At 61.4% G+C, this 22,684-nt stretch carries 21 protein-coding genes; 5 read left to right on the top strand and 16 right to left on the bottom strand.

Annotated features, from left to right (window positions below; genetic code table 11):
• Window positions 1-15 precede the first annotated feature (15 nt).
• The gene (glnE, locus tag FGKAn22_RS04375; protein WP_212786763.1) at window positions 16-2,724 is read left to right on the top strand and encodes a bifunctional [glutamate--ammonia ligase]-adenylyl-L-tyrosine phosphorylase/[glutamate--ammonia-ligase] adenylyltransferase; all 2,709 of its coding nucleotides are present in this window, start codon (window positions 16-18) and stop codon (window positions 2,722-2,724) included.
• On the opposite strand, the gene FGKAn22_RS04370 is transcribed toward glnE, so the two are convergent.
• A complete protein-coding gene (locus FGKAn22_RS04370; RefSeq protein WP_212786762.1) occupies window positions 2,721-3,980 on the bottom strand; it encodes an adenylate/guanylate cyclase domain-containing protein in 1,260 nt (419 codons plus the stop codon). The two genes, glnE and FGKAn22_RS04370, sit on opposite strands and share 4 nt — an antisense overlap.
• A gap of 164 nt (window positions 3,981-4,144) precedes the next feature.
• Between FGKAn22_RS04370 and FGKAn22_RS04365 the strand changes: the two genes are divergently transcribed.
• The 4 genes from FGKAn22_RS04365 to FGKAn22_RS04350 all read left to right on the top strand — a co-directional run bounded on the left by FGKAn22_RS04365 (window position 4,145) and on the right by FGKAn22_RS04350 (window position 7,758).
• Window positions 4,145-5,065, top strand: a complete 921-nt coding sequence (locus tag FGKAn22_RS04365; protein WP_212786761.1) for a branched-chain amino acid transaminase — start codon at window positions 4,145-4,147, stop codon at window positions 5,063-5,065.
• Window positions 5,066-5,074: 9 nt separating this feature from the next.
• Window positions 5,075-5,275, top strand: coding sequence for a zinc-finger domain-containing protein (locus FGKAn22_RS04360; protein ID WP_212786760.1), 201 nt, complete (start codon window positions 5,075-5,077; stop codon window positions 5,273-5,275).
• A gap of 88 nt (window positions 5,276-5,363) precedes the next feature.
• Complete coding sequence (gene waaF / locus FGKAn22_RS04355; protein ID WP_212786759.1) at window positions 5,364-6,374, top strand: lipopolysaccharide heptosyltransferase II; 1,011 nt, start codon at window positions 5,364-5,366, stop codon at window positions 6,372-6,374.
• A gap of 1 nt (window position 6,375) precedes the next feature.
• On the top strand, window positions 6,376-7,758 hold the full coding sequence (locus FGKAn22_RS04350; protein WP_212786758.1) for a phosphomannomutase/phosphoglucomutase: 1,383 nt from the start codon (window positions 6,376-6,378) through the stop codon (window positions 7,756-7,758).
• Between the two features lie 56 nt (window positions 7,759-7,814).
• Here FGKAn22_RS04350 and FGKAn22_RS04345 read toward each other — a convergent pair whose 3' ends face one another.
• The 15 genes from FGKAn22_RS04345 to FGKAn22_RS04275 form a co-directional block, all read right to left on the bottom strand.
• Window positions 7,815-8,273: a response regulator gene (locus FGKAn22_RS04345; protein WP_212786757.1), complete on the bottom strand. Its 459-nt coding sequence runs from the start codon at window positions 8,271-8,273 to the stop codon at window positions 7,815-7,817.
• A gap of 51 nt (window positions 8,274-8,324) precedes the next feature.
• Window positions 8,325-10,949, bottom strand: coding sequence for an alanine--tRNA ligase (gene alaS, locus FGKAn22_RS04340; RefSeq protein ID WP_212786756.1), 2,625 nt, complete (start codon window positions 10,947-10,949; stop codon window positions 8,325-8,327).
• Between the two features lie 124 nt (window positions 10,950-11,073).
• Window positions 11,074-11,562 carry a recombination regulator RecX gene (recX, locus tag FGKAn22_RS04335; protein WP_212786755.1) on the bottom strand — a complete coding sequence of 163 codons (489 nt, stop codon included), beginning with the start codon at window positions 11,560-11,562 and terminating at the stop codon, window positions 11,074-11,076.
• A gap of 36 nt (window positions 11,563-11,598) precedes the next feature.
• Complete coding sequence (recA, locus tag FGKAn22_RS04330) at window positions 11,599-12,615, bottom strand: recombinase RecA (protein WP_212786754.1); 1,017 nt, start codon at window positions 12,613-12,615, stop codon at window positions 11,599-11,601.
• A gap of 81 nt (window positions 12,616-12,696) precedes the next feature.
• On the bottom strand, window positions 12,697-13,188 hold the full coding sequence (gene pncC, locus FGKAn22_RS04325) for a nicotinamide-nucleotide amidase (RefSeq protein WP_212786753.1): 492 nt from the start codon (window positions 13,186-13,188) through the stop codon (window positions 12,697-12,699).
• Window positions 13,188-14,360, bottom strand: a complete 1,173-nt coding sequence (locus FGKAn22_RS04320) for an O-succinylhomoserine sulfhydrylase (RefSeq protein ID WP_212786752.1) — start codon at window positions 14,358-14,360, stop codon at window positions 13,188-13,190. The genes pncC and FGKAn22_RS04320 overlap by 1 nt, the downstream gene beginning before the upstream one ends.
• A 146-nt stretch (window positions 14,361-14,506) precedes the next feature.
• Window positions 14,507-16,033: an amidophosphoribosyltransferase gene (purF, locus tag FGKAn22_RS04315; protein WP_212786751.1), complete on the bottom strand. Its 1,527-nt coding sequence runs from the start codon at window positions 16,031-16,033 to the stop codon at window positions 14,507-14,509.
• 31 nt (window positions 16,034-16,064) lie between these two features.
• Window positions 16,065-16,598 (bottom strand): CvpA family protein, encoded by a 534-nt coding sequence (locus FGKAn22_RS04310; RefSeq protein WP_212786750.1) that lies wholly within the window; start codon window positions 16,596-16,598, stop codon window positions 16,065-16,067.
• Window positions 16,595-17,257: an SPOR domain-containing protein gene (locus FGKAn22_RS04305; protein ID WP_212786749.1), complete on the bottom strand. Its 663-nt coding sequence runs from the start codon at window positions 17,255-17,257 to the stop codon at window positions 16,595-16,597. The genes FGKAn22_RS04310 and FGKAn22_RS04305 overlap by 4 nt, the downstream gene beginning before the upstream one ends.
• A gap of 22 nt (window positions 17,258-17,279) precedes the next feature.
• On the bottom strand, window positions 17,280-18,548 hold the full coding sequence (gene folC, locus FGKAn22_RS04300) for a bifunctional tetrahydrofolate synthase/dihydrofolate synthase (RefSeq protein ID WP_212786748.1): 1,269 nt from the start codon (window positions 18,546-18,548) through the stop codon (window positions 17,280-17,282).
• Between the two features lie 16 nt (window positions 18,549-18,564).
• Window positions 18,565-18,915: a DUF3147 family protein gene (locus tag FGKAn22_RS04295; RefSeq protein WP_212786747.1), complete on the bottom strand. Its 351-nt coding sequence runs from the start codon at window positions 18,913-18,915 to the stop codon at window positions 18,565-18,567.
• 5 nt (window positions 18,916-18,920) lie between these two features.
• Window positions 18,921-19,805, bottom strand: coding sequence for an acetyl-CoA carboxylase, carboxyltransferase subunit beta (accD, locus tag FGKAn22_RS04290; RefSeq protein WP_212786746.1), 885 nt, complete (start codon window positions 19,803-19,805; stop codon window positions 18,921-18,923).
• Window positions 19,806-19,817: 12 nt separating this feature from the next.
• On the bottom strand, window positions 19,818-20,618 hold the full coding sequence (trpA, locus tag FGKAn22_RS04285) for a tryptophan synthase subunit alpha (protein ID WP_212786745.1): 801 nt from the start codon (window positions 20,616-20,618) through the stop codon (window positions 19,818-19,820).
• Window positions 20,615-21,811, bottom strand: a complete 1,197-nt coding sequence (trpB, locus tag FGKAn22_RS04280) for a tryptophan synthase subunit beta (protein ID WP_212786744.1) — start codon at window positions 21,809-21,811, stop codon at window positions 20,615-20,617. The genes trpA and trpB overlap by 4 nt, the downstream gene beginning before the upstream one ends.
• Complete coding sequence (locus FGKAn22_RS04275; protein ID WP_212786743.1) at window positions 21,795-22,424, bottom strand: phosphoribosylanthranilate isomerase; 630 nt, start codon at window positions 22,422-22,424, stop codon at window positions 21,795-21,797. The genes trpB and FGKAn22_RS04275 overlap by 17 nt, the downstream gene beginning before the upstream one ends.
• Window positions 22,425-22,684: the final 260 nt, after the last annotated feature.

Below are 22,684 nucleotides of genomic sequence, written 5' to 3'. Positions count from 1 at the left end.
GCATTCTAACTTGAAATGAATACCTCACACTCGCCGTCCGCAACCTTCGCCGAACTGCTGCAAAAGACCCTGGATTGCAGCCGCTATGCCAAACGCGTGCTGGAAGCAGACCAGCAATTGCAGAATTGGTTGCAGGAAAATTTTGCCCTGCCCTGCGATCGCGCAGAAATGCTCGACATCCTGCGACAGTCCGGCCTGAATCTTGAGGACGAGGCCGAGCTGTCGCGCGCCGTGCGCCGCTTGCGCAAACAGATAATGGTCAAGCTGATCCTCCGCGACCTCAACGGATTGTGCGACCTGAACGAGGTGATGCAGGCGATGACCGCACTGGCCGAGGTATGCGTGCAACAGGCGCAGCACTGTGTGATGCAGGCCCTGCAACGGCAATTCGGCACGCCGCTCGGCGAATCAGACAAGGCACCCCAGGAACTGCTGGTGATCGGCATGGGCAAGCTGGGCGGTGGCGAACTGAACGTCTCCTCTGACATCGACCTGATCTTCGTCTACCCCGAGGACGGCGAGACCGACGGTCCGCGTACTTTGAGCAACCACGAATTCTTCACCCGGCTGGGGCGCAAGCTGATCAACCTGATCAACGAACTCACCGCAGACGGTTATGTGTTCCGCGTGGATATGCGGCTGCGCCCCTACGGCGACAGCGGCCCGCTGGTGATGAGCTTCGCCGCGCTCGAGGAATACCTAGTCAGCCAGGGGCGCGAATGGGAACGCTATGCCTGGATCAAGGCGCGCGTCATCTCCCCCGCCGAACATCCGCAGATCAACGAGCTGATGCGGCTGGCACAGCCGTTCGTATTCCGCAAATACCTCGACTTCGGCGCGATCGACTCGATGCGCAAGCTGCACGCGCAGATCCGCCAGGAAGTGCAGCGCCGCGACCGGATCAATAACATCAAGCTTGGCCCCGGCGGCATCCGCGAGATCGAGTTTGCCGCACAGGTGTTCCAGCTGATCCGCGGCGGACGCGATGCAAAACTGCGCATCCGTCCGACCCAGCGCGTACTGCAGGCACTGGTTGAGAACGGCCAGTTCGACCCAGAGGTCGTTGCAGACCTCAATGCGGCTTACATCTTCCTGCGCAACCTCGAACACCGGCTGCAATATCTCGACGACCAGCAGACTCAGGAACTGCCGGAAAAGCCCGAAGATCAAGAGATCATCGCCCGCGCGATGGGCTATGCGGACTACCCCGCGCTGCTGCGGGAGCTCGACCGCCATCGCGCGCTGGTCGGCAAGCAGTTCGAGCAGATTTTCGGCGCACAACATGGGGACCAAGGCGACGGACAACTCTGGCGCGACGGCGTCACTGCCGATGAATTGACCGCCCACCTTTCCGGCCTCGGCTACCGTACCGCTGCGGACGGCGCGCAACACCTGCTGCAATTGCGCACCGGCAACCGCTATCGGCAATTGCCCGATGTCAGCCGACAACGGCTGGACAAACTGGTCCCGCAATTCGTAGCCCTGTGCGCCCAGCAGTCCAATCCGGACGAGACGCTGTCGCGCATGCTCGCCCTGCTGGAAACCATCAGCCGCCGCGCCTCCTATCTCGCTTTCCTCGCCGAATATCCGCAGTCGCTCCGGCTGCTGGCCAAACTAATCGCCGCGAGCAGCTGGGCCGGAGAATATTTGATGCAACACCCGGCGCTGCTGGACGAGCTGCTGGATGCCCGCGAGATGTACCGTGCACCGCAATGGCAGCAGATCGACCACGACCTGAGGGCCCGCCTCGACGACTGCGGCGAAGATACCGAACGCCAGCTGGACGTACTGCGACAGGCACAACAGGAGCAGACCTTCCACCTGTTGGCGATGGACCTGCAAGGCCTGCTGCCGCTGGAAAAGCTCAGCGACCATCTCTCCGACCTCGCCGACCTGATGCTGCGCCATGTGCTGCGGCTGGCCTGGGCTGGTGCACGCAAGAAACACCGCGACGACGCGCGCTTCGCCATCATCGCCTATGGCAAGCTGGGCGGAAAGGAACTGGGCTATGCCTCAGACTTGGACCTGATCTTCCTGTACGACGACGATCACCCCGACGCGCAGGAGAACTATGCGCGTCTGGCGCAGCGCATCAACACCATGCTGGGCAGCTATACCTCATCCGGGCGTTTGTACGAGACCGACCTGCGCCTGCGCCCGAACGGCGCGAGCGGCTTGCTGGTAAGCTCGGTCGAAGCGTTCGGGGAATACCAGCGGCAAAGCGCCTGGGTGTGGGAGCATCAGGCATTGACGCGCGCGCGCTTCAGCGCCGGCGACACACTGGTCGGCGCGGCGTTCGAGGAAATCCGGAAACAGGTGTTGTGCCAACCTCGCGACCCGTCGACGTTGCGCAAGGAGATACTGGCGATGCGCCAGAAGATGATGGACGGACATCCCAACGACAGCGGACTATTCGACATCAAGCACGACCGCGGCGGCATGGTGGACATCGAGTTCATGGTGCAATATCTCGTGCTGGCCCATGCCCACCTGCACCCGTCACTGACCGCGAACATCGGCAACCTGGCGCTGCTCAAGCTGGCCGCCGAGCTTGAATTGATTCCAGTCGGCCTCGCCGAACAGGTCCGCTCGCTATACCGCACGCTGCGCCAGACCCAGCACCGCATGCGACTCAACAACCATTCGCCGTGCCGCGTCGAGCAGGGCGAGATCGACAGTACCGCCTGCCGTCATTTGTGGAAGATGCTTTTCGAGGCAATTTAGACGGTGGTAGATGCTTCCTGAGAGGCGTAGCCGTTCAGGCGGTACATCACCATCTCGCCCTTGCCCTTAACGAAGATGGTGGCGGGCGGCTCGAAGGCGTAGTCGTGCCTGATACGGTTGTAAGTGGTCCTGTCGACCTGGATGACGTCCCGCACCGCCTCGTCGGTCAGGCGGCTGGCGATGTTCACGGTATCGCCCCACAGGTCATAGATAAAGCGCTTGGTGCCGATCACGCCGGCGACCACCGGCCCGGTAGCTATCCCGATGTGGATGCCGAGCTTGAACCGGGCCAATTCCGGATGCGTATTCACGTATTGGCGCATCTCCAGCGCCAGATCCGCGATATCGCGGGTGTAATCGGTACCTTCATGATTCAACCCGCCGACCACCATGTAGGCATCGCCGATGGTCTTGATCTTTTCCACACCGTGTTTTTCGCTCAGCCCGTCAAAACCGGAGAAGATGGTATTGAGCAGGGAGACCATTTGTTCGGGAGAAAGCGACTCGGTCAGCTGTGTGAAATTCACCAGGTCCGCGAACATCACCGTCACATCAGCATGGCCGTCCGCAATTGCCCCCTGATGGTCCTTCAACCGTTGCGCGATGCTACTCGGCAGCACATTGAGCAGCACACGCTCCGACTTCTTTTGTTCTTCAGCCAGCAACTGGTGCTGGAGGTCAAGCTGCATCTTGATCTTGTCCATCTCGAGGACGAAGTAACGCACCAGGAAGTAGATAATGGAGGACATCGCGGCGAAATTGAGCGCGAAGAATAAGCCGATGGTCTTCATCGGCACACCCGCATTGCCTCCGGTCGCGAGATAGAAATCGAAGAAGCCGGAGATCACCGTCATCACGATGTAGGCAACAAACCAGGGAATGGAATCACGCCAGCCGGACACCACCAGCGCACTGATAGGCGCCAGCAGCGCCCAGAGCATCACCCCGCTGGCAGTGACGGCGCTGCCGATGCTCCATTGCATCACGAAAGGTGTGAACAGGAACAGGCTGAGCTGGATGAAGCGAAACACCTCGAACCGCTTTGTCCAGAGGTAATAAACCAGCGAAGTTACCGAGACAAGCTGGTACCCCAAAGGCACATTGGTAGAAAAATGCAGCCCCATCAGCCAATAGATGGCGAGCCACAGTACCACCGCAAAATTCATGAATCCGCAGGCGAACACCAGCAGGTGCTTGCGCAACCTGTCTTCCTGTGTATCCATCGGCTCTTCGGGAGTGGTCAGAAACGCCACCATTTGTCTGGCATCCTTCCGCAGGGATTAATCGCGCTCAATCATACCCGAACCGTTCACCATTAAAACATCAGGCATGTTAGGTAATTTTGGCTTCGTGCTTCATAAACCTGCCGGAAAAGGCTAGAATTTGCTTTTTGCAACCGACCCATCAAAGGAATTCCATTATGTCGATGTCCGACCGCGACGGTTTTATCTGGTATGACGGCAAGCTCGTGCCCTGGCGCGACGCGACCACCCATGTGCTGACCCACACCCTGCACTACGGCATGGGCGTGTTCGAGGGCGTGCGCGCCTACAAGGCAGCCAAGGGTACGGCCATCTTCCGTCTGCGCGAGCACACCGACCGCCTGTTCAATTCGGCTTACATCTTCAAGATGAAGATGCCGTTCGACAAGGAAACGCTGATGGAAGCGCAACGCGAAGTGGTTCGCGCCAACAAGCTGGAGTCCTGCTACATCCGCCCGATCGTGTTCTACGGTTCCGAAGCGATGGGCATCGCAGCCACTGCCATCAGCACACACGTTGCCGTGGCTGCGTGGCCGTGGGGCGCATATCTGGGCGAGGAAGGCATGGCGAAGGGCATCCGCGTGAAGACCTCGAGCTTCACCCGCCATCACGTGAACATCAACATGTGCCGCTCGAAATCGGTGGGCACCTACACCAACTCCATCCTGGCGCACCAGGAAGTGGCGCATGACGGCTACGACGAGGCACTGTTGCTGGACGTGGACGGCTACGTGGCCGAGGGCGCGGGTGAGAACATCTTCATCGTGAAGAAGGGCAAGCTCTACACCCCCGACCTGACTTCCTGCCTGGAAGGCATCACGCGCGACTCCATTCTCACGCTGGCCAAGGAAATGGGCCTCGAAGTGATCGAGAAACGCATCACGCGCGACGAAGTGTATTGCGCCGACGAAGCCTTCTTCACCGGCACGGCAGCGGAAGTCACCCCCATCCGCGAACTGGATACCCGCGTCATCGGCAGCGGTTCTCGCGGCCCGATCACTACCAAGCTGCAGCAGGCCTTCTTCGACTGCGTCGCGGGCAAACATCCGCAACACGCCGATTGGCTGGACTACGTTTAAGGGGGCGCCATGGGCAAACAGGACATCACCCAGCGTTACATCGAAGTCACCGCGGACGACCTGCCGCTGACCTGCCCGATGCCGAACATGAGCCTGTGGAACGCCCACCCCCGCGTGGGCATCCCGCTCAACCACGGCGGCGAGGCGCGCTGCCCATACTGCGGCACGCTCTACAAGTTCAAGGGCGAATTGCCCAAAGGACATCATTAACACGTAGGATGGGTTGAGCGCAGCGATACCCATCTCATTCACGTTATTGTTGGGTATCGCTACGCTCAACCCATCCTACAACTTACCCATGACCAGAATCCTCGTCATCGCTCCAAGCTGGGTCGGCGACTGCATGCTGATGCAGCCGATGCTGATGCGGCTCGCGCAGCGCCATCCGGGCTGCCGCATCGACGTGCTGGCGCCGCCCTGGACGGAAAAACTTCTTCGCCAGATGCCCGAAGTCAACGAGGTCATCACCAATCCCTTCCCGCATGGCAAGCTGCAACTCGGTGCACGCTACCGGATCGGCAAGGAATTGCGCGCGGCACGCTACGACCAGGCCGTCGTGCTGCCCAACTCGCTGAAGTCCGCGCTCGTGCCGTTCTTCGCGCACATCCCGGTGCGCACCGGCTTCGTCGGAGAGATGCGTTATGGGCTGCTCAACGATGCGCGCAAGCTCGACAAACAGAAACTGCCGCTGATGGTGGAACGCTTCGCGCAACTGGCCGAGGGGGCGCATGGCGAAATCCCGCGTCCGCTGACGAACCCGCGCCTTGCAGTTTCCCCGGGACAGCGCGACGCCGCGCTAAGCAAGCTCGGTCTGACGCAGGACAAACCCGTCGCGGTGTTCTGTCCGGGTGCGGAGTATGGCCCCGCCAAGCGCTGGCCGGTCGCCTACTACGCCGAGATCGCGCAACGGCTGACATTGCAAGGCTATGAAATATGGCTGGTCGGCTCTCCCAAGGACAAGGAGGTCGGCGACAACATCGTCGCCCTCGGAAACCCGGATTGCCGCAACCTGTGCGGCCGCACCGACCTCGCCGACGCCATCGCCCTGCTCTCCTGCGCAAAGCTGGTCATCAGCAACGACTCCGGCCTGATGCATATCGCCGCTGCGCTGGACCGACCTATGCTCGCCCTGTTCGGCTCCAGCAGCCCGCAGTTCACACCGCCGCTGTCGGACAAGGCACGCGTGCTCAAGCTCGACCTCGTATGCAGCCCCTGCTTCAAGCGTGAATGCCCGCTGGGGCATTTCGACTGCATGGTGCAGCTCACGCCCGATCGCGTATGGAACGAACTTCAACCCCTGATGGAGTGACGTGCATACGCAATCGCTGCCGAAGGAAATCTTTAAAGCCTATGACATCCGCGGCATCGTCGGCAAGACGCTGACTGACGAGATCGTTGAAGCCGTCGGCCACGCCATCGGTTCGGAGGCAAAGGCGCTCAAACAATCCACCATCGCCATCGGGCGCGACGGACGACTGTCCGGCCCGGATTTCACAAAAGCACTGGCGCGCGGCATCATGAAGAGCGGCATCAACGTCATCGACGTAGGCATGGTCGCCACACCGATGACCTACTTCGCCGCCTTCCAGCTCAGAACCGATTGCGCAGTGATGATCACCGGCAGTCACAATCCTCCGGATTACAACGGCCTGAAGATGGTGCTTGCAGGAGAAACCCTGTCGGGCGAAACAATCCAGAAACTGCGGTCACGCATCGAGCAGAACGATCTGACGCACGGCAGCGGCAGCTACTCGCAATATGACATCGCACCGGAATACCTGGCGCGCGTCATATCCGACATCAAGCTGGCACGACCGGTGAAGATCACCGTGGATTGCGGCAACGGTGTGGCGGGCGATTTCGCCGCAAAGCTATATCGCGGCCTGGGTTGTGAGGTAACAGAAATGTACTGCGAGGTGGACGGTCACTTCCCCAACCACCATCCCGATCCTTCCGATCCACACAATCTGGAAGACCTGATCGAGGCGCTACGCAGCAACGACAGCGAACTGGGACTCGCCTTCGACGGCGACGGCGACCGCCTCGGCGTGGTCACCAAGGACGGCAAGATCATCTATCCCGACCGCCAGCTGATGCTGTTCGCGGCCGACGTACTCTCCCGGAATCCCGGAGCGGAAATCATTTTCGACATCAAGTCCACGCGCAACCTGTTCGACTGGATACGGTCGCACGGCGGCAGGCCGACGCTATGGAAGACCGGCCACTCGCTGGTGAAGGCGAAGATGCGCGAGACCGGTGCACTGCTGGCGGGCGAGATGAGCGGGCACGTGTTCTTCAAGGAGCGCTGGTACGGCTTCGACGACGGGCTATACAGCGGCGCGCGCCTGCTGGAGATACTGAGCAAGGTAACCGATCCAAGCGCCACGCTGAACACCCTGCCCGATGCGGTCTGCACTCCCGAGCTGCACATCCGCACCGCCGAAGGCGAAAATCATGCACTGCTCGCGCAGCTGCAAAAGACCGCACAGTTCGCCGATGCGAAAGAAGTCATCACGCTGGACGGGTTACGGGTGGAATACGCCGACGGCTTCGGCTTGGCACGCCCGAGCAACACCACGCCGGTGATCGTACTGCGCTTCGAGGCGGACAGCGAAGCTGCACTGCAACGCATTCAGGGGGACTTCCGCCGGATATTCAATCAGGCGGCGCCGCACTTGCAGCTGCCGTTCTGACAGGAATGTGGGAGGAGGCGTAAGGCTACTGCCTCTGCATCGTCTTTCAACGCAGATCAGCTGCGTCCATCGGCTGCAAAAGCCAGCTTCCGCTGCCGCGGTTCCAGCCAGTAAGGAATCTGCTCACGGAAAAATTCGCCGAACTGATGCAGATCGGCCGGCTTGGCAACGAAACTGTTCGCGCCGGCCCGATAGCTCATCAACACCTCGGCCTGGATGTATTCCGCGGAGAACGCAACGATGGGGGTATCGCTGGTTGCCGAGTGCATGCGCAACTTGCGCAATATCGCCAGCCCATCCAGCTTGGGCAACTTCAGGTTGATGAGGATGACGCGCGGCATCTGCTGGCTCTTCGCAGTCCCGTCAGACAACCAGTCCAGCACGGCATCGGCATCCTTCAGCACCACCAGCGCCAGTTCGAGACCAGACTCGATGACGGCATTGCGCGCCAGTTCGATCTCCAACGGGTCATCCTCGACCATCAGCACCGTGTGGTGCTTTCGACTCCCTTGCATCAGCGCCCCTCAAAAAGACCTATTTGACGACAATGCAGCGGCTGACATCCATCAGCCCAGTTTCTGTTTGACCCAGGCTGGAACGGAGGCCAACGCAGCATCCAGATGTTCCGGTTGTGTACCGCCGGCCATCGCCATGTCCGGCCTCCCGCCGCCCTTGCCGCCGACCTGCTGGGCGACCGAATTCACCAGTTCGCCCGCCTTGACCTTGCCGGTCAGGTCCGCTGTCACGCCGGCAGCCAGCGACACCTTGCCGTCGGCGACCGCCGCCAGCACGATTGCGGCAGACTTGAGCTTGTCCTTCAGCTTGTCCATGGTCTCGCGCAAGGTCGCCGCATCCGCCCCCTCCAGCTTGGCTGCCAGCACCTTCACGCCACTGATGTCCTGCGCCTGCGCAACCAGCTCGTCGCCTTGGGCGGAAGCCAGCTTGGACTTCAATGCGGCCAGTTCCTTCTCCAGCGACTTCACGCTATCGAGAATCTGAGCGATGCGCGCCGCCGCTTCCTGCGGCTGAGCCTTCACCGCATCGGCGACCAATTGCAACTGGTCTTGCTGCTGCTGAACCAGCGCCAACGCGCCCTCGCCCGTTACGGCCTCGACGCGGCGCACGCCCGCTGCGACGCCGCTCTCTGCGACGATCTTGAACAGGCCGATGTCGCCGGTGCGCTTCACGTGCGTACCGCCGCACAACTCGATGGAGGAACCGATGTTCAGCACGCGCACCACGTCGCCATATTTCTCGCCGAACAGCATCATCGCTCCGGTCTTCTGTGCATCATCGATAGCCATCTCGCGCGCCTGACAGTCGGCATTCGCCAGAATCTCGGCATTGACTATCGCCTCGACGCGGCGAATCTCCACATCCGTCATCGGCTGCGTGTGTACGAAGTCGAAGCGCGTCTTGTCGGCATCGACCTGCGAGCCTTTCTGCTGCACATGCGTGCCCAAAACTTCGCGCAAAGCCTTGTGCATCAAGTGTGTCGCCGAATGGTTGCGCATGGTGCGGCTGCGCGCCGCGACATCCACCTTCGCGGCGACGCCGTTGCCCACGGTCAGCTTGCCTGTCTTCACCACGCCGTGGTGACCGAATACCGTCGCCTGTATCTTCTGCGTATCCTCCACGGCGAAGATGCCGTGCACGCTGCGCAGTTCGCCGCAGTCGCCCACCTGTCCACCGGATTCGGCATAGAACGGCGTGTCGTCCAGCACGACCACGCCGATGTCGCCCTCGTTCAGTTCGTTCACCGACACACCGTCCTTATACAGCGCAAGGATGTTGCCCTTGTGCTCCAGCGTGTCGTAGCCGTGGAACGTGGTGGCCGGACCGTTGTATTCGAGGTTGGCTGCCATCTTGAACTTGCCAGCCGCGCGCGCCTGTTCCTTCTGGCGCGCCATCGCGGCATTGAACGCGGCGTCATCCACCGAGACATTGCGCTCGCGACAGATGTCCGCGGTCAGGTCCAGCGGGAAGCCGTAGGTGTCGTGCAGCTTGAATGCAGTCTCGCCGTTGAAGACCTTCACGCCAGCCTTGTCCATCTCGGCCAGATCGGCTTCGAGGATCGCCATGCCATGCTCGATGGTCGCGAAGAAGCGCTCTTCTTCCTGCTTGAGGATGTCCATCACGCGCACCTGCGCGGCGGCCAATTCCGGGTAGGCTGCGCCCATCTGTTCGACCAGGTCCGGCACCATCTTGTGGAAGAATGCGGCGCGCGCGCCCAGCTTGTAGCCGTGGCGGATCGCGCGGCGGATGATGCGGCGTAGCACGTAGCCGCGCCCCTCGTTGCCGGGGATCACGCCGTCCGCGATCAGGAAGGAGCAGGCGCGGATGTGGTCGGCCAGCACCTTCAGCGACGGCGAATCCATGTCGGCACAGTTCGTCTCGCGCGCCGCCGCCTTGATCAGCGCCTGAAACAGGTCGATCTCGTAGTTGGCATGCACGCCCTGCAACACAGCGGAGATGCGCTCCAAGCCCATGCCGGTATCCACCGACGGCTTGGGCAGCGGATGCATCACGCCCGCTTCGTCGCGGTTGAATTGCATGAACACGTTGTTCCAGATCTCGATGTAGCGGTCGCCGTCTTCCTCGGGCGATCCGGGCAGGCCGCCGGGGATATGCTCGCCGTGGTCGTAGAAGATCTCGGTGCAGGGGCCGCAGGGGCCGGTATCGCCCATCATCCAGAAGTTGTCGGATGCGTAGCGCGCGCCCTTGTTGTCGCCGATGCGAATCACGCGCCCCGGCTCCAACCCCATCTCCTTGGTCCAGATGTCGTAGGCCTCGTCGTCCTCGGCGTACACGGTGACGTAGAGCTTTTCTTTCGGCAGTTTGAACACCTCAGTCAGCAGCTCCCACGCGTACTTGATCGCGTCGCGCTTGAAGTAGTCGCCGAAGCTGAAGTTACCCAGCATCTCGAAGAAGGTGTGGTGACGCGCGGTGTAGCCGACGTTCTCGAGGTCGTTGTGCTTGCCGCCGGCGCGCACGCATTTCTGCGAAGACGCGGCACGCGTGTAGGGGCGCTTGTCGAAGCCGAGGAACACGTCCTTGAACTGGTTCATGCCCGCGTTGGTGAACAACAGCGTCGGGTCTTCATGTGGAACCAGCGAACTGGAGGGAACTACGGTATGGCCCTTGGAGGCGAAATAATCCAGGAATTTCTGGCGGATCTCACTGCTTTTCATCTGTTCACCGATCACTGCGATTGTTCAAATGGGGAGCCGCCCCGAGGGCGGAATCAGGGGCGAATCATACCATTTGACGACCTTGAACGGCAGACGAGAGACAGGATAGTGCGTGGATCCAGATTCAGAACGGACCGTCTTCCGAATTGCCCGTTTGCAATACTTTGAAGATCACATCCATAGAGAACCCGCGCGATTGCAGGAAGCGGGCCTGCCTGGCCTTTTCCTTCGCATCCTGGGGCAGAACACCGAACTTCTTCTGCCACACTGCACGCGCCGTATCCAGCTCGCCTTCTTTCAACTGAGGCAGTGTGTCGATGATCAGGCTTTCTGCGAAGCCTTTCTGGCGCAATTCGTGGGCGATGCGCTGCGTGCCGAAGCGGCTGCGTTTGGCGTGCACCAGTTGTGTGGCGGCACGCTCATCCGACAGCCAGCCGCGTGCGGTCAGGTCGTCCAGCAGCGCATCAAGGTCTTGCATGGGTGCCGCCTCGAACTCATCGCCCGCTTGCGCATGCGGCAGCAGCTTGCTGCGCAGTTCGGCGCGACTGTATTCGCGGCGCGCCAGATACTTCATGGCGCGCACGCGCAGGCCGGGCTCAGGCTTCTTTGCCACCGGTCGACATCGAGTTTCCGGTCACCCCGCGCACCATCATTCCGCGTTCGGTGCGGCTAACGCGGCAACACCGACAGCCTCACGGACACGGTTTTCGATCTCCAGCGCGAGGTGGGGGTTTTCGCGCAGGTATTCGCGCGCGTTGTCCTTGCCCTGGCCGATCTTGTCGCCCTGATAGGCATACCACGCGCCGGACTTGTCGACAATCTTGTGCTGCACGCCAAGCTCGATGATCTCGCCTTCGCGCGAGATGCCCTCGCCGTAGAGGATATCGAACATCGCCTCGCGGAACGGAGGAGCGACCTTGTTCTTCACCACCTTGACGCGAGTCTCGTTGCCGATCACCTCATCGCCCTTCTTGATCGCGCCGGTGCGGCGGATGTCGAGGCGCACAGAGGCGTAGAACTTCAGCGCGTTACCGCCGGTGGTGGTTTCGGGATTGCCGAACATCACGCCGATCTTCATGCGGATCTGGTTGATGAAGATGACCAGCGTGTTGGAGCGCTTGATGTTGGCGGTCAGCTTGCGCAGCGCCTGCGACATCAGGCGGGCGTGCAACCCCATCTGCGCATCCCCCATCTCGCCTTCGATCTCGGCCTTGGGCGTCAGCGCGGCGACCGAGTCGATCACGACTACATCCACCGAGGAAGAGCGCACCAGCATGTCGGCGATCTCCAGCGCCTGCTCGCCGTTGTCCGGCTGAGAGATCAGCAGGTCTTCCACTGCCACACCAAGCTTCTGAGCGTATTGCGGGTCGAGCGCGTGTTCCGCGTCGATGAACGCCGCAGTGCCGCCCATCTTCTGCATCTCGGCGATGACTTGCAGTGTCAGGGTGGTCTTGCCGGAAGATTCCGGTCCGTAGATTTCCACCACACGTCCGCGCGGCAGGCCGCCTACGCCCAGTGCGATGTCCAGCCCCAGCGAGCCGGTGGACACTACCTGAATGTCCTTTGCGACATCGCTCTCGCCCAAGCGCATGATGGAGCCCTTGCCGAACTGTTTTTCGATCTGGCTCAATGCCGCTGCGAGTGCCTTGCTTTTGTTGTCATCCATTGCGATCCCCTTTCAAAAACGATGGGGTGGATTGTGGCACAACAATTCGGAGTTGTACAGAACGTTCGTTCTCTATTTAATTCAGGCCGTTTCCGTGCGCCGTCCCAGCAGGTCAAGCACCCCCTGAAGGGCGATACGCACCGACTGTGCACGCACTTCGTCTCGGTCGCCGACCAGATGTTGCAGACGCGCAACAGTCGCCCCCTGCTTGACCCCCCAGGCGAACCATACCGTGCCGACCGGCTTGCCCGGCGTGCCACCGTCCGGCCCCGCGATGCCGCTCACCGCCAGGGCGACCTGCGCCCCGCTGTGCTGCAGCGCGCCCGCCACCATCTCGCGCACCACAGCTTCGGATACCGCGCCGTACTGCCGGAGCGTCGCCTCGCTCACCCCCAGCATCTGCTGCTTGGATGGGTTGGAATAGGTGACGAAGCCGCGGTCGAACCACGACGAACTGCCAGCAACGCTGGTAACGGCCTGCGCAACGCCGCCGCCGGTGCAGGATTCCGCCGTCGCCAGCAACAGGCCATGCGCCTTCAGCGCGCCTCCAACTTGTGCGGCGAGGATATCCATCAGAGGCCGCGCGCCAGATCGTTCTGTATATCGACCACAGCCTCCAGCCCCACCGCGATGCGGATCAAGCCGTCGGAAATACCTGCCGCGGCGCGGGCCTCGGGCGAGATGCGCGCATGCGTAGTGGTCGCCGGATGGGTGATGGTGGTACGCGTGTCGCCGAGGTTCGCGGTGATAGACAGCATCTGCGTGTTATTGATGACGCGCCAAGCGGCTTCCTTGCCGCCCTTGACCTCGAACGCCACGATGCCGCCGCCAGTCTTCTGCTGTTTCATCGCCAGTGCATGCTGGGGATGGGACGGCAGGCCGGGATAGAACACGCGCGCCACGTTGGGCTGCTTCTCCAGCCACTGCGCCAGTTGCAGTGCATTCGCGCTGTGCGCTTCCATGCGCAGCTTGAGCGTCTCGATGCCCTTCAGGAACACCCAGGCGTTGAATGCACTCATGGTCGGGCCTGTGGTACGCAGGAATCCGTACACCGGCTCCATCAGTTTCCTGCTGCCCAGCACCGCGCCGCCCAGCACGCGCCCTTGTCCGTCGATGTACTTGGTGGCGGAATGGATCACGATATCCGCGCCCAGATCCAGCGGACGCTGCAGGATGGGCGTGCAGAAGCAGTTGTCCACCGCCAGCACGGCACCGCAACCTTTCGCCACGGCAGCGATGGCCGCAATGTCCGAGATTTCGGTAAGCGGATTGGACGGCGTCTCCAGGAAGAACAGCTTTGTATTCGGACGCACCGCCGCCTGCCATTGCGCGACGTCGGTGGCGGAGACGAAGGTCGTCTCCACGCCGAACTTCTTCATCACGGTGTTGAACAAGTTCACGGTCGAGCCGAAGATGCTCTGCGAGGCAACAACGTGGTCACCCGCTTTCAGCAACCCCATGCAGAGCGACAGGATGGCGGACATGCCGGAAGAAGTCGCGACGCATTGCTCAGCGCCTTCCATTGCGGCGAGCCGCTCCTCGAACATGGTGACGGTCGGATTGGTGAAGCGCGCATAGATGTTGCCCGGCTCTTCGCCGATGAAGCGTTTCGCGGCCTGCTCCGCGCTGTCGAAGGTGAAGCTGGAGGTCAGGAACAGCGCCTCGCTGTGCTCATGAAACTGGCTTTGCACGCTGCCCGCGCGCACAGCCAGTGTTTCCGGCTGGTATGAATTTTTTTCCGGCATGGTATCTCCTGAAAGCAAAAAACCCGGAAAGCTTGAAGCTAAACCGGGTTGCCCTCGCTTTAGCTGTATTTGTCATGCGCCCGCAAGCTGTTCCTCAAATCGGCGCAGGTGGAAAGTAGCACCTTCCACCGCGAACTGTCAACGCGTCACATCGAACTCACAGACATCGCCAGGTCGAGTTCCATCTGGTCCTCATCCACCGGCTTGCCGGCCTTGTCCGCACCGCGAGCCGCCTCGATCGCATCCAGATATTCCGCCGTGATGTCGCCGGTGATGTAATGGCCGTCGAAACAGGAACAGTCGAAATCGACGATGGCCGGATTGGCCTTGCGCACCGCCGCCTTGAGGTCTTCCAGGTCCTGGTAGATCAGGCCGTCAGCGCCGATCTCGCGGCAGATCTCATCGTCGCTGCGGCCGGTGGCGATCAGCTCCGCGCGGCTCGGCATATCGATGCCGTATACGTTGGGGAAACGCACCGGCGGCGCGGCGGAGGCGAAATACACCTTCAGCGCGCCGGCGTCGCGCGCCATCTGCACGATCTCGCGGCTGGTGGTGCCGCGCACGATGGAGTCGTCCACCAGCAGCACGTTCTTGCCCTTGAATTCGACGCCGATGGCGTTCAGTTTCTGGCGCACCGATTTCTTGCGCATCGCCTGCCCCGGCATGATGAAGGTGCGGCCGATATAGCGGTTCTTCACGAAGCCTTCGCGGAACGGGATATCGAGCCGATCCGCCAGCTGCATCGCGCTCGGGCGGCTGGAATCCGGAATAGGAATCACCACGTCGATCTTCACGTCGCTCCACTCTCGCTTCAGCTTGTCGGCGAGATACTCGCCCATGTGCAAACGCGTCTCATACACCGACACGCCGTCGATCACCGAATCCGGGCGGGCGAAATAGACGTATTCGAAGATGCAGGAATTCAGCTTGGCCTTGTCGCTGCATTGCTGGCTATGGAAGTTGCCGTCGAAGTCGATGAAGATCGCCTCGCCGGGCGCGACATCGCGCAGGAACTTGAAGCCCAGCGTGTCCAGTGCCACGCTCTCGGAAGCGACCAGGTATTCCGGCCCCTGCGGGGTCTCGTTCACTCCCACCACCAGCGGGCGGATGCCGTAGATGTCGCGGAACGCCAGCAGGCCGTAGCCGGCGATCATCGCCACCACCGCATATGCACCGCGGCAGCGCTGGTGCACACCCGACACCGCCGCAAAGATGGTCGGCACGTCCAGGCGCAGCCCCTTGGAATTGACTTGCAACTCGTGGGCCAGCACGTTGAGCAGCACTTCCGAATCGGAATTGGTGTTGACGTGGCGGCGATCCTCCACGAACAGCTGCTTCTGCAGTTCGGCGGTGTTGGTCAGGTTGCCGTTGTGACCGAGCACGATGCCGAACGGCGAATTCACGTAGAACGGCTGCGCCTCGTTATGATCCACAGCGGAACCGGCGGTGGGGTAACGCACATGCGCGATGCCCGCGTTGCCCTTCAGCGCGCGCATGTTGCGCGTGCGGAATACGTCTCGCACCAGCCCGTTGCCCTTGTGCAGGTGGAAGGTGCGCCCGTCCAGCGTGGCGATGCCGGCGGCATCCTGGCCGCGATGCTGCAGCACTTGCAGGCCGTCATAGAGCAACTGATTGGCCGGGGTTTGCGAAACGACTCCAAGAATGCCACACATGATCTTCTATCCCAAAAATTAACTACTGAAACTAACTGCGCTGTCCATAATGAATGCGCTGCGCGATGCTATCCGGCAACCATGCCTTGGTCAGCATGGCGACCTCTTCCGCCGGCTTGCTCAACAGTGCGTCGCGCCAGAACGGCTGCTCCGGAAGCTGCGTCAACCCGGCCACCCACACCAGCGCAAGTATCAACAATCCGCCGCGCAACAGCCCGAACAGGCCACCGAGCGCACTATCCATCCACCCCAGCCCGATCGCCTTCACCAGTTTGGAGAGCATCCAGACCAGCAAGCTCCACACGATCAATACCGCAATGAACACCAGCACATAAACTGCAGAAATGGTTCGTGTACGCTCATCACCGAACGCGAGCAGTGAAATCAGGCTGCCGCCGAACAATTCACCGAACAACTCGTTAAACAGCTTTTCGGATAACTCGCTGACCAGGAAAGCGACCGGCCACCCCAACAACGACAATACCTCATGAACCAGGCCGTGCCACCAGCCGAGCAGCAACGAGGCCAGAGATATCCCCGCTACTGCGTAATCGAAACCGGTCATTTGGCACTAACGATGCTCGGGTGCAGCCCGTGCTTCTCCAGCAGTTTCGCTACCTTCACTACCTTGTCACGCTCGTCATAAGGGCCGACGCGCACGCGTATCTTGTTTCCGGCTTTTTCGGTGTAGGCCTTGAAACCCCACTTCTTCAGCTTGTCCAGCTCCTGCTTCGCGGTAGCGGCATTGGAATATGCCCCGACCTGCGCGGCATAGCCAGCGCTGCCCTGCTTACCTTCGCTTTTGGCCTCGGCCTTGGGTTCGGCCACCTTGGCAACTGGCTGCGTAGCCTGATTCGATACATTTCCCTTGATTTCGTTCACAACCGGCTTAACGATTTCAACCGCCGCCACCGGAGAGGCTGCCACAGCAGGAATGGCGGCAGGTGCAGAAACAGTTGCGACAGCGGATGCCGGAGCAACGGCAGATCCGGCCAGCGGCAGCGCTTCCGCCACTTCGGAAACAGCCACGCCCGGCACGAATTCGCCGACCTTGTCCGGATTGGGGATGCGCAGATCGATGTCCTGGGTGTTCGGCTTGGGCTCGCTGTCCAGCACCATCGGCAGGATCACCACCACCGCCAGGGTCAGCGCGCTGGCGCCGATCAGGCGGCGGCGAGCCTTGCGCCTCAGGTTCTGTTCGTCGTCTGTCAGCTCTTTGGCCATGCTTCAATCCTGCTTGCTTGAATTAGATGACGGAAAGCTCCCGGGCATGCATCGCTTCCGCCACGGTATAGAACGATCCGAAGGCCGCGATTCTATCATTTTCGCCTGCCGCGTTATAGGCGTGACGCAATGCTTGCGCAGTGTCCGCGAAGGTCATGACCTCGCCGCGCACCCCGCACTGTCGCAGCACCTGCGCCAGTTCGTCCGACGTCGCGCCGCGCGGCGCGTCTATGCCTGCAACCAGCCAGGTATCGATGTATGGATCAAGCGCCAGCACCACCCCCGCCATGTCCTTGTCCCTGAGCATGGCGAACACCGCGAAAGTGCGCGGGCAAGGCGGCAACGCCGCGAGGTTCTGCGCCAGCGAGCGCGCTGCATGCGGATTGTGCGCCACGTCGAGGATCAACTGGGGCATGCCCGGCACGAACTGGAAACGCCCAGCCAGTTGCACCTCGACCAGCCCGCGCCGCACCGCCTCCATGCTCACCGGCAATCGCCCCTTCAGCGCATCCAGCGCCGCCAGCACCGCGCTGGCGTTATGCAACTGGAACGCGCCGCGCAACGCCGGATACGGCAGCGCACTGCGGGCAGCCGATTTGCCTCGATAGTCCCACTGTCCCTGATGCGGCGTGAAACCGAACTCGCCGCCTATGCACCACAGCTCCGCGCCGATCTCATGGGCATGATCGCGGATCGCCTGCGGCACATCGCTGTCCGCGCAGATCGCCACATGGCCTTTGCGGAAGATGCCTGCCTTCTCGAATGCGATCTGCTCGCGCGTGTCGCCCAGATAATCGACATGATCGATATCGATGCTGGTCACCACCGCGCAATCGGCATCGAACACGTTCACCGCATCCAGCCTGCCGCCCAGCCCCACCTCGAGGATGGCGACATCGACCTCGTGCTCGATGAAGCACTGCATCGATGCAAGGGTGCCGAATTCGAAATACGTCAAAGAAATGTCGTCGCGCGCCCGTTCGATCGCCTCGAACGAAGCGCACAACTCCGCATCGCTCGCCTGCTGTTTCGCGATGCGTACACGTTCGTTGTAACGCAACAGATGCGGTGAGGTGTAGCAGCCAACCTTGTATCCGGCGGCGTGCAGGATGGACTCCAGCATCGCACACACCGACCCCTTGCCATTGGTGCCGCCAACCATGATGACCGGGAAATCAGGCTGGAGATTCAGCCGCTGTCTGACCTGCGCGACACGCTCGAGGCCCAGCGCGATGGTCTTGGGATGCAGGGATTCGAGGTAGGTCAGCCAATCGGCCAGAGTATTGGGCATTTCAGCGATTCAGGTATTACAGCTGCACGCCGAATTTGCGCAGCAAGGGCAGCATGGCCAGGTAACAGGCCGAAGTAGCAGCAACGGAGATTGCAAGGCTCAGCCAGAACCCCAGCCCCTGTTTGATCAGTATCGGCAACAGCAGGAACAGGACCAGCGAAGGCAGCACCAGCCAGAAGATCTGGCCCGAAAGCTCGGCAATGCGCGCCGACTCCACGCCATCGAAGTACATCCACATGAACGCCAGCAACGAGGTCAGCGGCAAAGCCGCGACCAGAGCCGCGACCCCGCTACTGCGCTTGGCGATCTCCGTTATCGCCACGATAACGATGGCGGAGACCCCGACTTTTAGCGCGTAGTAGAGCATCCGGCCTAGGCAGCCTCGATCTCCGCCACAGCCGACTGCTTGGTCAGCAAAGTGATCAGCGTCGCCAGCTGGTCGCGCATCTCCCGGCGGTCCACGATCATGTCGATAGCACCGTGTTCGAGCAGGAATTCCGCGCGCTGGAAGCCTTCCGGCAGGGTCTCGCGCACGGTCTGCTGGATCACGCGCGCACCGGCGAAGCCAATCAGCGCGCCGGGCTCGGCGATCACCACGTCGCCCACGAAGGCGAAGCTGGCGGAAACGCCGCCCATGGTCGGGTCGGTCAGCACCGAGATGAACGGCAGTTTTTCCTCGCTGAGTTGCGTCAGCGCGGCACAGGTCTTGGCCATCTGCATCAGCGACAACAGCCCTTCCTGCATGCGCGCGCCGCCGCTCGCGGCGAAGCAAATGAACGGGCATTTCTGCTCCAGTGCGACCTGCACACCGCGAACGAAACGCTCGCCCACCACCGAGCCCATCGAGCCGCCCATGAAGGTGAATTCAAACGATGCCACCACCACCGGTAATGCATGGATGCTGCCCTGCATCACCACCAGCGCGTCGTCCTCATCCGTGCTCTTCTTGGAGGCGATCAGGCGCTCGGAGTATTTCCTGCTGTCCTTGAACTTGAGGGTATCGACCGGCAGCACTTCCGCACCGATCTCGAAGCGCCCCTCTCCGTCCAGCAACAGATCGAGGCGTGTGCGCGCCGTAACACGGTGGTGATGACTGCACTTCGGGCAGACGCTCTGGTTTTTCTCCAGATCGGAGTGGTACAGCACCGCCTGGCAGTTCGGGCACTTGTGCCACAGCCCTTCGGGCACGCTGCTCTTCTTTGTTTCACTGTCGCGGCGCTTGATCTTCGGCGGCAATAATTTCTGGAACCAGCTCATGTTTACTCCTCCTTAGGCTTGATCTACAGCCTGTCTCAGTTCTTTGACCAACTTGTTCACGTTGGCGACGACATTCTGTTCGTTCGAATTCTCGATTTCCTGCACGATGCGGCTGCCAACCACTACGCCGTCGCACAGTCCGGCCACCGCCTTCGCCGTTGCCGCGTCGCGGATGCCGAAGCCGACGCCGATAGGCAGCTTGATGTGTTTGCGCAGCTGCGGGATCTTCTGCTCGATGGCCGACAGGTCGAGGTTGCCCGCGCCAGTAACCCCCTTGAGCGACACGTAATACACGTAGCCGCGCGCCAGTTTGGCGACATGCTCGATGCGAGCCTCGTTGGTGGTCGGCGCCAGCAGGAAGATGGGTGCGATGTTGTGGCGCTGCAGATGCTCGAAGGCCTCATGGCTCTCTTCCGGCGGAAAATCCACGGTCAGTACACCGTCCACACCGACTTCGGCACAACGTTGCGCAAAAACTTCCCAGCCCATGGCTTCGATGGGATTGCCGTAACCCATCAGCACCACCGGCGTGGTCGCATTCTGTTTGCGGAATTCCGCTACCATGCCCAGCACGCCGCGCAGCGACGTGCCGTGCTTGAGTGCGCGCTCGGAAGCGCGCTGAATGGTGGGACCGTCCGCCATCGGGTCGGAGAACGGCACACCCAGTTCCAGCACGTCCGCGCCCGCCTCCACCAGGCCATGCATCAGCGGCACGGTGAGTTGCGGCGAGGGATCGCCTGCGGTGATGAACGGAATGAGCGCCTTGCGCTGCTGCTGTTTGAGTTTGTCGAAGGTCGTCTGGATGCGGCTCATAGCGTAATTCCTTTGATCCGCGCCACGGTATTCATGTCCTTGTCGCCTCGGCCGGACAGGTTCACCAGCAACACCTTATCCTTGCCCATGGTCGGCGCGATCTTGATCGCGTGCGCCAGGGCATGGCTGGATTCCAGCGCGGGAATGATGCCTTCGAAGCGGCACAGCGCATCGAAGGCGGCAATCGCTTCATCGTCGTCGATTGCGACGTACTGCGCACGCCCCTGATCCTTCAGCAGACAATGCTCGGGGCCGACGCCGGGATAATCCAGGCCTGCAGAGATGGAGTGCGTCTCGATGATCTGCCCGTTCTCGTCCTGCATCAGGTAGACCTTGTTGCCGTGCAGCACGCCGACCTTGGCGTTGCCGGTGAGCGGCGCTGCGTGCTGGCCGCTGGCGATGCCGTGGCCGCCCGCTTCCACACCGATGAGCTGCACGCCCGGCACTTCGATATAGGGATAGAACATGCCGATAGCATTGGAGCCGCCGCCGACACAGGCGATCACCACATCCGGCTGGCGACCTATCATCTCCGGCATCTGCACCTTGGCTTCGTTGCCGATGACGCTCTGGAAGTCGCGCACCAGCATGGGGTAAGGATGCGGCCCCGCTGCCGTGCCGAAGATGTAGAAGGTGCTCTCGACGTTGGTGACCCAGTCGCGGATCGCTTCGTTGCAGGCATCCTTGAGCGTTCTGGAGCCGCTCTCGACGGGCACCACCTTGGCGCCCAGCAGCTTCATGCGAAACACGTTCGGCGCCTGGCGCTGCACGTCTTCCGCGCCCATGTACACCACGCACTCCATGCCGTAACGCGCCGCCACGGTCGCTGTCGCCACACCGTGCATGCCTGCACCGGTCTCGGCGATGACGCGCTTCTTGCCCATGCGCTTGGCAAGCAGGGCTTGGCCGATGGCGTTATTGATCTTGTGCGCGCCAGTGTGGTTCAGGTCTTCGCGCTTGAGATAGATCTGCGCACCGCCCAGGTCGTCCGACAGACGCTTGGCGTGATAGATGGGGCTGGGACGCCCGACATAATGCTTCAGTTCATACTCGAACTCGGCATTGAATTCGGGATCGTCGCGGAAGCGCAGATACTGATCGCGCAGTTCCTCTACCGCCGGGATCAGCGTCTCGGCCATGTAGATGCCGCCGTATTGGCCGAAGTGGCCGGATGAATCAGGAAAGTTGTACATCGATTCGTTTAACCTCGTTGATGAACGCGGCGACCTTCGCCGCATCCTTGATTCCTTTTGCCGCCTCCACGCCACTGGACACGTCCACCGCGTAAGGCCGCACTCGTTCGACGGCTGCCGCGACATTGTCCGGATCCAGCCCGCCGGACAGGATCACCGGCAGCGGCAAGTTTCGGGGAATCAGCCCCCAGTCGAAGGTCGCCCCGGTGCCGCCCGGCACGCCCGCCACGTAAGCATCCAGCAACAACGCTTTGGCCGTGGAAAAACGAGCCGCGCATTGTAGCAAATCCACTCCCGCTTTGACGCGGATCGCCTTGAGGTAGGGACGTCCGAACTGGGTGCAATATTCGGGGGTTTCGTCACCATGGAATTGCAGCAGATCGAGCGGCACGGCGGCCAACACGGCGCGCACGAATGCTGGATCGGCATCGACGAACAAGCCGACAGTGGTCACAAACGGCGGCAGCGCGGCAGCCAGTTGCGCCGCCTGGGCGATACCCACATGGCGCGGGCTGCGCTCGTAGAACACCAGACCGATGGCATGCGCGCCCTCCCGGGCGGCGGCCAGCGCATCTTCAACACGAGTAATGCCACAGATTTTGACGCGGGTCATCGAAAGAAACCTGACAGGAACAGCCCGCATTGTAAATGGATTCAACGGCCACACCAAACTTCCGCCCGCAATCCGCCCGGTTGGTATCCCTGCCCCAGCCATACCCTGTACGTTTCAACTAGGCCGTTTGGCATATTGTTTATTTCCGCGATTCTCCATACAGTACAACTCTGGTTAACCGCCACGGGTCTTTCCATGGATGTTCGATCACGCTTACGCGCCGCAAGACACTTGGTCACGCACTGGGGGCGCGACGTTTT

Source organism: Ferrigenium kumadai, assembly GCF_018324385.1.
In the GTDB taxonomy this organism is placed as follows: Bacteria; Pseudomonadota; Gammaproteobacteria; order Burkholderiales; family Gallionellaceae; genus Gallionella; species Gallionella kumadai.
This window is presented reverse-complemented; position numbering and strand designations above follow the sequence as displayed.

Coding starts and splice junctions, on each gene's coding strand:
- glnE (WP_212786763.1), top strand. CDS start 16: ATGAATACCTCACACTCGCCGTCCGCAACCTTCGCCGAACTGCTGCAA.
- FGKAn22_RS04370 (WP_212786762.1), bottom strand. CDS start 3,980: ATGGTGGCGTTTCTGACCACTCCCGAAGAGCCGATGGATACACAGGAA.
- FGKAn22_RS04365 (WP_212786761.1), top strand. CDS start 4,145: ATGTCGATGTCCGACCGCGACGGTTTTATCTGGTATGACGGCAAGCTC.
- FGKAn22_RS04360 (WP_212786760.1), top strand. CDS start 5,075: ATGGGCAAACAGGACATCACCCAGCGTTACATCGAAGTCACCGCGGAC.
- waaF (WP_212786759.1), top strand. CDS start 5,364: ATGACCAGAATCCTCGTCATCGCTCCAAGCTGGGTCGGCGACTGCATG.
- FGKAn22_RS04345 (WP_212786757.1), bottom strand. CDS start 8,273: ATGCAAGGGAGTCGAAAGCACCACACGGTGCTGATGGTCGAGGATGAC.
- alaS (WP_212786756.1), bottom strand. CDS start 10,949: ATGAAAAGCAGTGAGATCCGCCAGAAATTCCTGGATTATTTCGCCTCC.
- recA (WP_212786754.1), bottom strand. CDS start 12,615: ATGGATGACAACAAAAGCAAGGCACTCGCAGCGGCATTGAGCCAGATC.
- pncC (WP_212786753.1), bottom strand. CDS start 13,188: ATGGATATCCTCGCCGCACAAGTTGGAGGCGCGCTGAAGGCGCATGGC.
- FGKAn22_RS04320 (WP_212786752.1), bottom strand. CDS start 14,360: ATGCCGGAAAAAAATTCATACCAGCCGGAAACACTGGCTGTGCGCGCG.
- purF (WP_212786751.1), bottom strand. CDS start 16,033: ATGTGTGGCATTCTTGGAGTCGTTTCGCAAACCCCGGCCAATCAGTTG.
- FGKAn22_RS04310 (WP_212786750.1), bottom strand. CDS start 16,598: ATGACCGGTTTCGATTACGCAGTAGCGGGGATATCTCTGGCCTCGTTG.
- FGKAn22_RS04305 (WP_212786749.1), bottom strand. CDS start 17,257: ATGGCCAAAGAGCTGACAGACGACGAACAGAACCTGAGGCGCAAGGCT.
- folC (WP_212786748.1), bottom strand. CDS start 18,548: ATGCCCAATACTCTGGCCGATTGGCTGACCTACCTCGAATCCCTGCAT.
- FGKAn22_RS04295 (WP_212786747.1), bottom strand. CDS start 18,915: ATGCTCTACTACGCGCTAAAAGTCGGGGTCTCCGCCATCGTTATCGTG.
- accD (WP_212786746.1), bottom strand. CDS start 19,805: ATGAGCTGGTTCCAGAAATTATTGCCGCCGAAGATCAAGCGCCGCGAC.
- trpA (WP_212786745.1), bottom strand. CDS start 20,618: ATGAGCCGCATCCAGACGACCTTCGACAAACTCAAACAGCAGCAGCGC.
- trpB (WP_212786744.1), bottom strand. CDS start 21,811: ATGTACAACTTTCCTGATTCATCCGGCCACTTCGGCCAATACGGCGGC.
- FGKAn22_RS04275 (WP_212786743.1), bottom strand. CDS start 22,424: ATGACCCGCGTCAAAATCTGTGGCATTACTCGTGTTGAAGATGCGCTG.